This is a genomic window from Kitasatospora sp. NPDC057223 (genome assembly GCF_042669755.1).
In the GTDB taxonomy this organism is placed as follows: Bacteria; Actinomycetota; Actinomycetes; order Streptomycetales; family Streptomycetaceae; genus Kitasatospora.
This window is the reverse complement of the sequence record NZ_JBHUWW010000020.1, coordinates 49937-63986: the sequence shown is the minus strand read 5'-3', so window position 1 is coordinate 63986 and position 14050 is coordinate 49937. Positions and strand designations below refer to the sequence as shown.

Genomic DNA, 14050 nt, shown 5'->3' with positions numbered 1-14050 from the left:
GGGGCCACCCCGGCGCCGGGGGCGCGCCGGGGTGGCGGGCCGGTCAGTCGGCCGGTGCGGCGGCGGGCAGTTGGGCGCAGAGGGCCTCGGCCAGCGCCCTGGGGTTGCCGTGGGCCCAGAGCAGGGTGGGCGAGAGCCGGGTGCCGAAGGCGGCTTCGAGGCGGTTGCGCAGTTCCAGGCTCATCAGCGAGTCGAGACCGAGGGCCTTGAACGGGGAGTCGGCCTCGATCCGCTCCGGGGCCAGGCGCAGCACCCGGCCCGCCAGTTCGCGGATCTTCTGTTCGGCCGGGGCCGTCCGCGCCTCGGGGGCCGCGGCGAGCAGCCGGGCCAGGAACTCCCCGCCCCCGCCGGCCGCCTGGCCGCCGTCGCGGGAGGCGGCGTGCAGGAGCTGCCAGCTGCCCAGCGCGGCGGTGTCGGGGTAGGCGTCGAACCACTGCCGCAGGTCGATGGGCACGTACCCGGTGACGGGCCGGTCGAGTTCCAGCATCCGGGCCAGTGCGGGCCAGGCCTGCTCGGGCGGGAAGCTGCCCATGCCGCGTTCGGCGAGCCGGGCGCCGCGCTGCTCGTCGTTCGCGGCGAGGCCGATGCCCGCGAACGGTCCCCACTGGACGCTGAGCGCGGGCTGTCCGCGCCGTCGGCGGGCCTCGGCGAAGGCGTCCAGGTAGGCGTTGGCGGCGGCGTAGGCGGCCTGGCCGGTGTTGCCGACCAGGGCGGCGGCGGAGGAGAACAGCACGAAGAGGTCGAGCGGGTCGCCGGTGGTCTCGTTGTCGAGGTTGCGCGCGCCGGCCGCCTTCGGGGCCAGTACGTCGTCGAGTTGACGCTCCGTCATGGTGGCGACGGTGGCGTCGGCGAGCAGGCCCGCGGCGTGCACCACCCCGCGCAGCGGCGGCAGGCCGAGCCGGGCGGCGGTCAGCGCGGCGTGCAGGCCGGCCGCGTCGGCGACGTCGCAGCGGGCGGTGCGGACGGTGGTGCCGAGCTCGCGCAGCCGTTCCAGTTCGAGGGCGGCTGCGGCGCTCGGTGCGGAGCGGCCGAGCAGCAGCAGGGCGCCGGCTCCGTGTTCGGCGAGGTAGCGGGCGAGTGAGAGGCCGAGCGCGCCGAGGCCGCCGCTGATCAGGTAGGTGCCGTCGGCGCGGAACCGGCCGCCGGGCATCGGTACGGCGGTGACGGCCTCCACGGTGGACGGGCCGAGCAGCACGGGGATGCCGGCGGCGCCCTCGGCCTGGTCGGCCTCGGTGAAGGTGCGGGGCCGGATCGGCAGCGGTGCGAGTCCGCCGGTTTCGACCAGTGCCCAGGCCTCGGCGAGGGCGCGGGCGAACCGTTCGGGCCGGCGCAGCAGCAGCCCGGCCGCGTCCACCGTGTCGAGGCCGGCGCCGGCCGGCAGTGCGGACAGGTCGACGGTGCGGGCGCCGGGGCCGCCGAGTTCGACGTACCGGCCGTCCTCGGCGAGGGCGGCCAGGCCCGGGGCGAGGGCGGATCCGGTGGGGCGGCCGAGCACGAGGTCGGCGCCGCGTCCGCCGGTGGCGGCCCGGACGGCCTCGGGCCAGGACGGGTCGGCGGTGTCGAAGGTCTCGACACCCGCCAGGTGGGCGTGCAGGGAGTCGTCGGCGGTGGCGGCCAGCGGCCGGCCGCCGAGCGCGGCGGCGATCCGGACGGCGGCGAGGCCCTCGGCCCCGGTGACGTGCACCAGGACGCTCCGGCCGGGCGTCGGGCGGGCCGACTCGGCCAGTGCGTACCAGGCGGTGGCCGCGGCGACCGGCAGGGCGGCCGCGTCGGCGTCGGAGAGGCCCTCCGGGATCGGCCGGGTGTGGTCGGCCCGGACGGTGACGTGGCTGGCGGGGCCGCCGGCGGCGCAGGCCGCCACCCGGTCGCCGACGGCGGGCGCGCTCACGCCGGGGCCGACCGCGAGCACCCGTCCGGCGCAGGCCAGCGGGGTGCCGGCCACGGCGGCGGTGACCTCGACCTCGACCTCACCGGCGGCCGGGGGGCGCCGGGTCAGCGGGACGGGTGTGCCCGGTGTGCCCGGCGCGGTCGGGCCGGCCAGCCGGAAGGGCTGGTGGCGGGTGCGGGCGACGGGCAGCAGGTCGGCGCTGTCCGGCGCGGCGCCCCGGGCGAGCCGGGCGGCGAGGCGGCGGCCGGCCCGCAGCGCCACCTGGTCCTCCTGGCCCGCGGCGGCGGCGCCGAGGAGTTCGGCGGCGCAGGCGGCGGCGGTGGCCGGATCGCCCGGATCGGCGGGGCCGAGGTCGAGCAGGCGGGGGGTCAGCTCGCCGTGCTCGCGACGCAGGACGCGGCCGTAGCCCCAGTAGAGGGCGGCGCCCGGATCCGGCAGGTCGGCCGGGACGGCGGCCTGTGCGCCCCGGGTGACGACGGTGAGGCCGGGCGGCACGGGGAGCGCGGCGCAAGCGGCGACGACGGCGGTGAGCCGGGTCAGGCCGCGCTGCTGCGCCTCGGTACCGGTCGCGGCGGCCGGGGCGAGGAAGGCCACGCCGTCCGCCTCGCCGGCGCCGCCGAGCACCTCGGCGAGTGCCACGACGGCGGTCTGGGCGCCGGCGTCGGCCAGTGCCTTGGCGAGCGCGTCGGCGTCGGCGCCGTCCCCGCAGACGATCCAGCGGCCGGCCGGGCCCGCGGGCCGTTCGGCGCTCTCGGTGACGTCCGTCCAGTCGATCCGGTGCAGGCGGGCGGTGTCGGTGCTCTCCGCCGTGCCGGTGCCGGGCAGCGGCCGCAGTTCGAGGCCGTGGACGCTGAGCAGCGGGCGGCGCAGCCCGTCGAAGAGGTGGACGTCGAACAGGCCCTCGGCGCGGCGTACGGCGTACGACCAGAGCTCGGTGACCGGTTCCGCCGGGTCGGCGAGCACCTCGACGCGCCGGGCGGCGGTCGGCACCAGGGCGGCGCCCGCGCCGTCCCCGCCGCTGAGGGCGAGGGTCACCTGGAGGGCGCCGTCCCACAGGGCCGGGTGCAGCACGTGCGGGCGGTTGGCGGCGCGCAGCGGTTCGGCCAGCACGATCTCGCCGAGGGCCTGGTCGCCGTCCGGGCCGGCGTAGAGGGTGCGGACGGCCTGGAAGGCGGGGCCGTACTCCAGGCCCCGGGCGGCCCAGCCGCGGTAGAAGTCGGCGACGGGCAGCGGGTCGGTGCTGCCGGCCCAGCCGGGGAAGTCGGGGGCCGTCCCGGAACAGCCGCCGGTGCGGACCCGGGCGGTCGCGCTGACCTCCCAGCTCTGCTCGCCCTCGGGCAGGCGCAGCAGCCGGAAGGAGCCGCCTGCGGGACCGTCCTCGGTCCACTCGACGGACAGCCGGGTGGCGTCCTCGCCGAGCGGCACGCCGCGCAGGAAGGCCACCCGCTCCAGGGCGGCGGGCAGTTGGCCGGTGCGGGCGCGCAGGGTGGCGAGGGCCATCGTGAGGGTGGCGGCGCCCGGCAGTACGGGGGTGCCGTGCACCTGGTGGTCGCCGAGCAACGGCAGGTCGGTGAGCGAGAGTTCGAGCGCTCCGTGCCAGGTGCCGGGGGCGCCGGGAGCGGGGGTGAGCACCGGCTCGAAGCCGCGGGCCGCGTCCGCGGTGCGCGGGCGGTCGGGCGTCCAGTAGCTGTCGCGGCGCAGCGGGTAGCCGGGCAGCGGCAGCCGGGCCCGCCTCGGCAGGCCGCCGAAGGGGGCGAGGCCGGCGGTGTAGGCGCGGCCGAGGGCGGCGGTCAGGTCGGCCGCGGTGCCGTGGTGGCGGCGCAGTGTGCTGAGGACGGCGACCGGCTCGGCGCGGCCGGCGGTGAGCTGTTCGACGGCCGGGGCGAGGACGGGGTGCGGGCTGATCTCGACGACGTGCGTGACGCCCGCGTCCAGCAGCGCGGTCATGGTCTCGGCGAAGCGGACGGGGCTGCGCAGGTTCTCCACCCAGTAGGCGGCGTCCATCTCGGGGCCGGCCAGCGGGCCGACCCGGACGGTCGACATCAGCTCGACGGTGCCGGGGCGGGGCCGGGCGGGAGCGAGTGCGGCCAGCAGGTCGCCCTCCAGCGGGTCCATCTGCGGGCTGTGCGAGGCGTAGTCGACGTTGACGAGCCGGCAGTAGGTGCCCTCGGCCTCCAGGAGTTCCTTCAGGGTGAGCACGGCCTCCTTCTCGCCGGACAGCACGCAGGAGCTGGGGCCGTTGTGCACGGCGAGCGAGACGCTGTCCTCGAAGCCCTCCAGGGCGGCGAGGGCGCTGTCGCGGTCGAGGTCGACGGCGAGCATCCGGCCGAGGCCGGAGGTGCGGCGGGCGATGGCGCTGCGGCGGGCCATCACCAGGGCGGCGTCCTCGTAGCTGAGGATGCCGGCGAGGGTGGCGGCGGTGATCTCGCCCTGGCTGTGGCCGAGCACCACGTCGGGTTCGACGCCGCTGGCGCGCCAGAGTTCGGCGAGGCCGAGCGACATCGCCCACAGGGTGGGCTGCAGCATGTCGATCCGGGTGGTCCACTCGTCGCCGGTGCGGCCGGTGAAGATGTCGGTGAGGTCCCAGTCGGTGTGCGGGCGCAGTGCCTCGGCGCAGCGGCGGATCGTCTCGGCGAACAGCGGGCTGTCGCGGTACAGTTCGCGGCCCATGCCGTCCCACTGGGAGCCCTGGCCGGGGAAGACGAAGGCGGTGCGGCCGGGCGGGACGGCGCGGACGGCCGGTTCGTCCTCGCCCGCGCCGGGCGCCGCGAGGGCGGTGAGCGCGTCGCGGAGTTCGGCGGGGCCGGTGGCGACCAGGGCGGTGCGGGTCGCGAAGTGGTCGCGGTTCCAGGCGAGCGTGCCGGCGAACGCGGCCAGGCCGTCGGCGGATTCCGGTACCAGCGGGGCGAGCCGGGCGGCCTGCTCGCCGAGCGCGGTGCGGTCCCTGGCGGAGAGCGGGACGAGCGCGGGCAGCCCGGCGGGGGCGGCGGCCGGGGGCTCGGCGGGCTCGGGCTCCGGGGCGCTCATCAGCACGACGTGGGCGTTGGTGCCGCCCCAGCCGAAGGAGTTGACGCCGAGGTAGACCGGCCCGGTGGCGGGCAGCGCCAGCGGCTCGCGGACGACCTTCACGTTCAGCTCGTCGAACGGGATCGCCGGGTTGAGTTCGGCGGAGTGCAGGCTGGGCGGCACGATCCGGTGGCGCAGCGCGAGCAGCAGCTTGAAGAGGCCGGCCATGCCGGCACTGGCCTCCAGGTGGCCGATGTTGGTCTTGACCGAGCCGATGTGCAGCGGGTTGCCGGGGGCCCGGTGGCGGCCCAGCACCCGGCCGAGCGCGGTCGCCTCGATCGGGTCGCCGCGTCCGGTGCCGGTGCCGTGCGCCTCGATGTACGTCGGCGCGCCGTCGGGCACCGCGCCGTCACCGTAGGCCTGGCGCAGCAGGTCCTCCTGGCCTTCGGGGCTGGGCGTGACGAGGCTGTCGCCGCCGCCGTCGTTGTTGACCGCGGTGCGGACCACCACGCCGTGGATCCGGTCGCCGTCGGCGAGGGCCCGGCGCAGCGTCTTGAGGTACAGCGCGGCGACGCCCTCGCCGCGGACGAAGCCGTTGGCGGAGGCGGCGAAGGCCTGGCAGCGGCCGTCCGGGGAGAGCCCGCCGAAGTGGGTGAGCCCGACGGTGACGTGCGGGTCGAGGATCAGGTTGACGCCGCCGACGATCGCCGCGTCCACCTCGCCGCCGCGCAGGGCCTGCGCGGCGAGGTGCAGCGCGACCAGCGAGGAGGAGCAGCCGGTCTCCACCGCCATGCTGGGGCCGCGCAGTTTGAAGAAGTAGGAGAGCCGGGCGGCGACCACGTCCAGCGCGTTGCCGTACAGGCTGTGCGGGGTGGGCCGGGCGCCGCGGCCCATCCGCAGCAGTTCGTAGTCGTGCCAGGACGCGCCGACGTACACGCCGGTGCGGCTGCCGGCCAGGGCGGCGGCGGGCTGCCCGGCGTCCTCCAGGGCGCGCCAGCCGGCCTTCAGCAGCAGGCGCTGCTGCGGGTCGATGGCGGCGGCCTCGCGGGGGGAGACCCCGAAGAAGCCGGCGTCGAACTCGTCCACCCCGTCGAGGAATCCGCCGACGGCCTGGATGTCCTTCTCCGGGTCGAGCGGGCGGGAGGTGTCCCAGCGTTCGGCGGGCACCGGGCCGATCGCGTCCCCGCGGTCCATCAGCAGGGTCCAGAGGCGGTCGGTGTCGGGTGCTCCGGGGAACTTGCCCGCCATGCCGACGACGGCGATCGGTTCGACGGGGTGGTGGGCGGTGTGCGCGTCCATTCGCTGCCCTTTCGGCCTTGTCGAAAATCGAAGGGATCACCTCGGAACCTACCGTCGGCCGTAAATGCGGGAACACCCCTGAATATTCGGGGGTGTTCCCGCCGGACCCCTATTCCACCGATACCCCTAGGCGCCGGACGCGGGTGTGACCCGGGTGTTACGCGGTTGTCATTCCCCGCCGCGCAGACGCATCCTGACCAGCCCCTTGCTCGCGTTGATCATGCGGCCGCCGATCTCCGGCGGGGCGTCCCGGCGGCACCAGAGGGCGTTTGCCGCCATCTTCCCGGGGGTCATGTTGAAGCAGCGGGTGTCGCGCTCGCCGAGTGCGAACGACGGCGAGATGAAATCCGCGTTCTTGATGTGCGCGAGAATGCGCTCGGCGGCCTTGGCCGGCGTCACCGTCCCCGCCTCCACGGCGAGGCACTGCTCGCGGGCGAGGACGCCCATCTCGTTGAAGCCGGAGCTGACCGGCAGCGGGGAGCCGGGGTGCTTGCTCTGCTCCAGGTCGAGGAAGACGTCCTCGCGGCCGGTCTTCTGGTACCGGTAGTAGGCGTCCTCCAGCATCACGTTGCCGAGCATGGTGCCGAGCATCCAGGTGCGGTTGACGGCGTTCCAGAGCTCGTAGTCGCGGAAGCCGACGAAGGAGCTGTAGACGATGTCGTCGTGGAAGTCGAACAGGCCCTGCTGGAGGTGCTCCAGGTACTCGAAGCGCGGCTGCGACCAGTCGCCGTCGCGGGAGGCCGCGATGAGCCGCCAGCCGAGCGCGTTGACCAGTTCGAGGGTGTTGGTCAGGCCGCGCGAGTACAGCGCGTCGATGAAGCCGGCCGCGTGCGAGGTGAGGCAGAAGCGGTCGCCGACGACCTGGTTGGCGGAGTACTGGAGCCGGCCGGTGGAGACCCAGGGGCGGACGGCCTTGGCGCCCTCGAACTGCCAGGCGATCTCCGGGAACCGGGCCAGGAAGTCGTCGAACTCCTGCTGGGCGGAGAGCTCGCCCTTGGGGAACACCCGCGGGTCGAGGGTGAGGCCGACGCTGCACAGCGGGTTGAGCGAGTCGGCGTGGTTGTCGAACGGGATGACCCAGAGCCAGCCGCCGTCGAAGACGTGGTGCAGGGTGCCGTTGTGCCACGGGTTCGGCTGGGCGTGCCGGCTCGCGGTCGGCGACTTGTCGAAGGCCTTCACGCCGACCATGTGGGTGAACATGGCCCGTGAGTGCGTCCGGGCCCGGGTCGGCGTCTCCCGCAGCCCGAACTTGTCGGCCAGCGGCGAGCGGAACCCGCTGCCGTCGACCACGTAGCTGGCCCGGAACTCCTCACCGCTCTCGGTGCGCAGCACCGCGCCGGAGTCCGGGTCGATCTCGATGTCCGCGATCCTGGTGGCGAGCCTCGGGTGGGCGCCGTACTTCACCGCGACGTTGAACAGGTAGGAGTCGATGTCCTGCCGGAACAGGTGCGTCTCGGTGCGGATCGCCGACGGCACCACCAGCTGGTTGACCTGGTCGGCGGCCTGGCCGCGGCCCTCCTGGTGGTAGACGAAGCCGAAGTTCTGCTTCTGGCCGCAGTTGCGCGAGACCTTGGTGCGGATGCCCTTGAAACTGGACAGCGGCATCAGCTCGGGCACCTGGTAGCGGTCGGCGATCAGCCGGGTCATGCCCGAGGTGTACGGGATCGTGGACTCGCCGACCGCGAACCTCGGGTGCGTGCCCGCGTCCAGCAGCAGCACCCGGACGCCGTTCCTGGCGAGTACCGCACCGAGCATTCCTCCGGCCATTCCGCTGCCGAGGATCGCCACATCGTATTCGTTGCCCCGCTGCTTGGCGGACTTCATGGCCGACACCTTCCTCACCATTCCTTCTCCTGGACTCCGGTACTTCCCGACCGCTGCTCCGACCGCTCCGGCGGATCGCCCGGGGCCCCGGGGAGCAGTTCCTTCCTCGCCCTGACGCCGAGCTTCCGGAAGACCCGGGTCAGGTGCTGCTCGACGGTGCTCACGGTGACCGTCAACTTCTCCGAGATCTCCCGGTTGGTCAGGCCCCGCGCCGCGAGGACGGCCACCCGGCGCTCCGCGTCGCTCAGCGCGGCGAAGGCCGGCGAGGCCCGGGCCGGCGCCGGGCCGTCCGCCCCGGCGGGGTGGGCGTCCGCGCGCAGGCTGCGGGCCAGCGGCTTCGCGCCGACCGCCTCGGCGAGCCGGCCGGCGGAGGCGAGCACGGACCGCGCCCGGGTCAGCCGGCCGGCTTCGGCGTGCGCGCGCCCGAGGTCGGCGAGCGCCCCCGCGGTCTGCAGCCGGTCGCCGCAGGCCTGCAGGATCTGGACGGCCTCGGTGAGCAGCGCGGCCCGCTCGGCGGGCCGGCCCGAGAGGGCCAGCACGCGCAGCGCCGCCCCGCGCGCCCGGGACGCCCCGCGCCCGGCCAGTTCTACTTCCTGGCGGGCCAGTTGGTGGGCCCGGCGGGAGTCGCCCAGGGCCAGGTGCGCGCGCGCCGCCTCGCTGCGCCAGGGCACCAGGGTGGGCTGGTCGAAGCCCCAGGTGCGCATCAGCTCGCCGCAGGCGGTGAAGTCGTCGAGGGCGGCGTAGGGGCGGCCGGTCGCCAGCTGGTACCGGCCGCGGGCGTGCAGGAAGTACAGGCCGAACCGGCTCGCGTACATCCCGTCGGGTACCGGGACGTCGAGGTAGCCGGCGGCGCTGTCGTAGTCGCCGGTGTCGGTGGCCGCCTGGACGAGGTTGGCCAGCGGCCCGCCGATGCAGACGCCCCAGCTCTCGGCGGGCACCCGGGCGAGCGCGGACTCGGCGAGCCGCCGGGCCCGCGCCGGATCGCCCTGGCGCAGTGCGATGCCGGCCCGCAGTGAGGCGAACTCCGCCTCCCAGAGGGGCACATGGCGGGCCTGTGCCTCCTCCAGCCAGTGGTCGCACCAGCTCGCGGCGGCCTCCAGCCGGTCGGCGAAGGCGAGCGCCGCCACCGTGCACATCAGTGACTCCTGGGTGCTCTTGCCCAGCCGCATGGCCCGCATCGCCGATTCGGCCTCGGCGACGGCTCCGGCGTCCGGCCCGTGCGCGAGGACGTAGCTGAGCGCGGCGGCGCCGCGCACCCGGGGATCGGTGCCGGCGCCGGGGCGGCGGTCGGCGGCGACCAGGCCGGGGTAGGTCGCGGACAGCAGTTCGCGGGCGGCCCGCAGCTCCGGGCCGCCACCTGCCGCGGCGCCGTCCTGCGGGCCGCTGAGGCGCTCGATCGCATCCACTGCCTCGTCGTACCGGCCGTGCCACAACAGGTACTTGGCGAGCATCAGGGCGTGGTGGTCGGGCAGCCGGCCCTCCCGCAGGGCGACCGCGAGCTCGCCCAGGTGGGTCGCGCTGATCGACGGGTTGAGCACCCAGGCGGCGGAGGCCAGCAGGGCGCGCAGGGTGACCCGCACGCCGTCGTCCCGGCAGATCCGCAGCGCCTCGTCCAGGCAGGTCCTGGCCTCCTTCGCGCGGTTGCCCGCCAGGTGCCGTTCGGCGGCCTCGCGCAGCACGGCGACCGCCCACGCGGGCGGCTGCGGGCCGCCCGGGTCCTGGAGCCCGGGCTCGGGCGCGGCGCCCAGCAGGTGGCGGGCGATCCGGGTGACCTCGGCGCCCTCCTGGTAGAGCAGTCCGGCGGCCCGGCGGTGCAGGCCGGCCCGCTCGGCGGTGGTGAGGCCGGCCAGGACGGCCCGGCGGGCGACCGGGTGGCCGAGCCGGCGGCCGTCCAGCAGCCCGGCCACCCGCAGCGCGTGCTCGGCGCGGGCCACGGTGTCCGGTGTCTCCTCGACCAGCCGGGCCAGCAGGTCGCCGCCGTCCTCGTCCTCGTCCAGGACAGCGAGTGCCTGGGCGATCCTCGGCAGGACCGGCCGGCCCCGGTGCAGGCAGCTGAGCACGGTGTCGCCGTACGCCTCGCCGACCGCGAGTTCGGGCCCGCCCGGGGCGCTCGGCGCGGCGGCCGGGCGCTGGTCCTCCAGCAGGGCGCGGACCAGCAGCGGGTTTCCGCCGCTGACGGTGTGGCAGCGCTCGCCGAGCGCCGCGGCGGCGGCCTCGCCCAGCTGCTCGGCGAGCAGTGCGGTGACCCCGGCCGGGGTGAGGCGTTCGAGCGTGATCCGGCGGTAGCCGGGCCGGCGCAGCAGCTCGGCGTGCAGTTGCGGGTGGGACGGGTGGGCGAGCGTGCACTCGGCCAGCAGCAGGGCGATCCGGGTGTCCCGCAGCCGGGGCAGCAGGCGCACCAGCCAGTGCAGCGAGAGCGAGTCGGTGAACTCGACGTCGTCCACGCAGACCAGCACCGGGGAGCGTTCGGCGGCCTCGGCCAGGTCGTCCACGCACCGGTTCAGCTCGTCCGGTCCGGGCAGGTCCAGCGGCTCCAGGCCGGCCGAGCGCAGCAGTTGGTTGAGCACTCCGCACTGGGAGCCGCGCTCGGCCCAGGAGCCGGTCGCGCTCAGCACCAGGAATCCGGCCTCCGCCGCCTGCGCGCGGGCGGCGGCCAGCAGTTCGGTCTTCCCGCAGCCGATGCCGCCGCCGACGGTGGCGGCGCCCGCGCGGCCGGCCGCGCAGCCGGCCAGCAGCTCGGCCAGCTCGGCCAGCTCGCGCTCCCGTTCGACCAGACGCATGCGTCTCCCCCTTCAGCCGGAACGTCCTTCCTCGGGCCGTGCTACGAGCGCGTGGGCACCGGCTCACGGGGCTTCTCGGGCGCCAGGTGCGGCAGTTCCACCGGCTTGGCGTAGACCCGGGCCAGCAGCGGGCCGGTCATCATCGTGGTCACCACGGCCATGACGACCATCAGCGAGTACAGCGAGCCGTCCAGCAGGCCGAGTTGGAGGCCGACCCCGAGGATGACCAGTTCGGTCAGGCCGCGGGTGTTCATCAGGACGGCGAGCGCCGAGGCCGGCCGGGCCGGCAGGCCCTGCGAGCGGGCGCCCAGGTAGGTGCCGCCGAACTTGCCGGCCACGGCGACCACCAGGATCAGGGCGAGTTCGAGCAGTTCGCCGCCGCCGAGTCCGCCGAGGTCGACCTTGAGGCCGGCCACCACGAAGTAGACCGGCAGCAGCAGCGAGGTGACCTGGCCGGTGCGGCCGTGGATCTCGGTGCGCATGGCGTCCGTCCCGGCCCGGGGCATCACCACCCCGAACAGGAAGGCGCCGAAGATGAAGTGCATCCCCATCGCCTCGGTGGCGGCCGCGGACAGCAGCACACCGATCAGGATCACCGCGAACTTCTGCGGGCCGAGCGGCAGGGGCCGCCCGCCGGGGGCGAGCAGGGTGCGCAGCAGCGGGCGCACGGCCAGCACCATGAGGATGAGGAAGGGCAGTGCGAGCACCACCCGCCAGTGCTCGGAGCCGTCGCCGCCGACGGCGGCCTGCACCGCGGCGAGCGCGGCCCAGGCCACCACGTCCACGGTGGCCGCGATGGCGAGTGCCAGGCTGCCCAGCGCCGTGGTTCCGAGCCCCCGGTCGGTGAGGATCCGGGCGAGCACCGGGAAGGCCGTCACCGAGACGGACAGGCCGACGAAGACCACGAACGCGGCGTGGTTGCCGCTCTCGTGCCCGCGCAGCAGGTAGAACGCCAGCGGGATGCCGAGGGCGAACGGGACGAGGGTGGAGCCGAAGACCGCGCCCGCGGCCACCCGGCCCCGCCCCCGCAGTGTGCCGCTCTCCAGTTCGAGCCCGACTCCGAACATGAACAGGGCGACCCCGACGTTGGCCATTCCGGTGAGCAGCGGGCGGATGCCCGTCGGGAACAGGAAGTCGGAGACCGCGCCGTTCAGCAGGGTCGGGCCGAGCAGCACGCCCGCGAGGATCTCCCCCACGACGGGCGGCTGCTTGATCCGGACCGCCAGATGGCCGAGGCCGCGGGCCAGGAAGAGGATCAGTGCTATGTCGACGAACAGCAACTGCACTTGATGACTGGTCATGTCCCGCGCTCCTCACTCACCTTCTCGGACGGTCCGGACGCGCTCAGGCCGGTTCGGTGCTCTGCCCGGCGGGCGGGGCGGCCAGCGGCTCGTCCTCGCCGTCGATCAGGTCGGCGAGGCTGAGGTTGAGCATCGGGTGCTTGCCGCTGAGGCCGGAGATGAGCTGCACGAAGTCCGCGGAGGGCTCGCGCTCGGCGTCGGGGTCGATCATTTCCTGGGCCAGGCTGTAGTAGAACTCCTTGTACTTGGTGCGGTCGTAGAACCGCTCGACGAAGGAGCGGATCTCGTCGAAGAAGCCGCGGTACGCGGTGGCGTAGCGCTTGAGGGCCTGCTCCTCGATCTCCGGGTGCTTGATGATCTGGTCGACGATCTTCGAGAGGACGCTGCCCGCCAGCGTCGCCAGCGCCACGCCGGTGGAGAACAGCGGGTCGACGAACGCGGCCGAGTCGCCGACGCACACCCAGCCGTCGCCGTGGAAGGCCTGGCTGGTGTAGGACCAGTCGCGCGCGGTGCGCCAGCCGGCCGCCTGGTTGGCGCCGGCGAGCATCTTCTTCAGCTTGGTGGAGCGCTGCATCTCGGCGGTGAAGAGGTCCTCCAGCGACTGCCCGTCCTTGCCGGCCTGCTCGGACCGGGTGACGTAGCCGACGCTGATGGTGCCCTTGTCGAGCGGGATCGCCCAGAACCAGCCCTCGTCCAGGCCCTCGATGAGGATGTTGGTGTACTCGTCGCCGGGGAGCCGCTCGCAGTTGTCGAAGTACGTCCAGACCGCGACGTTGCGCAGCTCCTCGTGCCAGGTCACCTCGGCGTAGCGGCGGCTGAGCAGGCGGGACTGGCCGGAGGCGTCGATGACCAGCTTCGCCCGGGCCTCGTGGCTGCCGTCGGTGCCGCGGACGGTGAAGCGGACGCCGGTGACCCGGCCGTCCTCCTCGATCGGCTCCTTGACGGTGGCGTCCTCGACCACGTAGACGCCGAGTTCGCGGGCCCGGTCGAGGATCATCGAGTCCATGTCGGCGCGGCGGGTGTGGAACGCGTACGGGTACGCGCCGCCCTCGACGAAGGAGAAGTTCCACGGCACCTGCTTGTTGCCCCAGACCAGCGTCCCGCCGTACTTGCGCTCGAAGCCCCGGGCGTTCATCCGCTCGACGATGCCCAGCTCCTCCATGGGCCGCATGAAGGCGGGGATCAGCGACTCGCCGACGTGGTAGCGCGGGAAGCGCTCCTTGTCCAGGACCAGCACGCGGTGGCCGCGCTGGGCGAGCAGCCCCGCCGTGGTGGAACCGGCGGGGCCGCCGCCGATGACGACGACGTCGAATTCCTCAGGTACTCCGAAGAGCTTGGTCGGCATGCCTAGACCTTCCCGTCTGTCCGATCCGGCCGCGCACCGCACGGTTCGCGGGGCGCCACGGTTGTTCGGTCCGTTCATTTCGACCAGTCTTGAACGGGGTGCCTGAAGAGGGTCTGTACGTCGTCTGGAGACCCCTGGAGACCGCCGCGGGCCCGCTCCGGGACTACGCCGCCTCGAAGGCGCGGACGATGCCGATCGTGTCGGAGATCCCCTCGCCCTTGACGACCTTCCCGTCGCGCAGCGTCCAGAAGTGCACGAACTTGACGTTGAACTCGCCGCCGCCCACCCGGAACCGGCCGTGCCACATGCCGATCACGGCCGCCCAGTCCTCGCCGGAGGGACGGATCTCCTCCACGTCGAACCCGGTCCGGTCCAGGTACTCCAGCGCGCCGCCGAAGTAGGCGGCGGCGCCCTCCAGCCCGGTGTAGTGGCCGGTCGACCAGGGCAGCGCCTCGGGCGTGACGATCTCCACCTCGGGATCGAAGATCCCGAGCACGGTCTCGATGTCCGCCTTCGCCAGGCCTTCGTACAGCCGCTCGACGATGGCCGTGGTCTGCTCCGACATCTGACTGTCCTCTCGGTCCGCGCCCATCCGGGTGATGCGCGC

Annotated in this window: 6 protein-coding genes; all 6 read right to left on the bottom strand. The window is 74.7% G+C overall.

All coding sequences use genetic code 11. The annotated features are described in order from the left end of the window. Positions 1-43 precede the first annotated feature (43 nt). Positions 44-6193, bottom strand: a complete 6150-nt coding sequence (locus ACFUK0_RS10915; RefSeq protein ID WP_380248459.1) for an SDR family NAD(P)-dependent oxidoreductase — start codon at positions 6191-6193, stop codon at positions 44-46. A gap of 168 nt (positions 6194-6361) precedes the next feature. After that, positions 6362-8017 (bottom strand): NAD(P)/FAD-dependent oxidoreductase, encoded by a 1656-nt coding sequence (locus ACFUK0_RS10910; protein WP_380248457.1) that lies wholly within the window; start codon positions 8015-8017, stop codon positions 6362-6364. Positions 8018-8031: 14 nt separating this feature from the next. Next, positions 8032-10797, bottom strand: coding sequence for a LuxR C-terminal-related transcriptional regulator (locus ACFUK0_RS10905; protein WP_380248455.1), 2766 nt, complete (start codon positions 10795-10797; stop codon positions 8032-8034). A gap of 41 nt (positions 10798-10838) precedes the next feature. After that, positions 10839-12098: a cation:proton antiporter gene (locus tag ACFUK0_RS10900; RefSeq protein ID WP_380248453.1), complete on the bottom strand. Its 1260-nt coding sequence runs from the start codon at positions 12096-12098 to the stop codon at positions 10839-10841. 43 nt (positions 12099-12141) lie between these two features. After that, the gene (locus tag ACFUK0_RS10895) at positions 12142-13443 is read right to left on the bottom strand and encodes an NAD(P)/FAD-dependent oxidoreductase (protein ID WP_380248451.1); all 1302 of its coding nucleotides are present in this window, start codon (positions 13441-13443) and stop codon (positions 12142-12144) included. Positions 13444-13606: 163 nt separating this feature from the next. Continuing rightward, the gene (locus ACFUK0_RS10890; RefSeq protein WP_380248449.1) at positions 13607-14008 is read right to left on the bottom strand and encodes a nuclear transport factor 2 family protein; all 402 of its coding nucleotides are present in this window, start codon (positions 14006-14008) and stop codon (positions 13607-13609) included. Positions 14009-14050 lie beyond the last annotated feature (42 nt).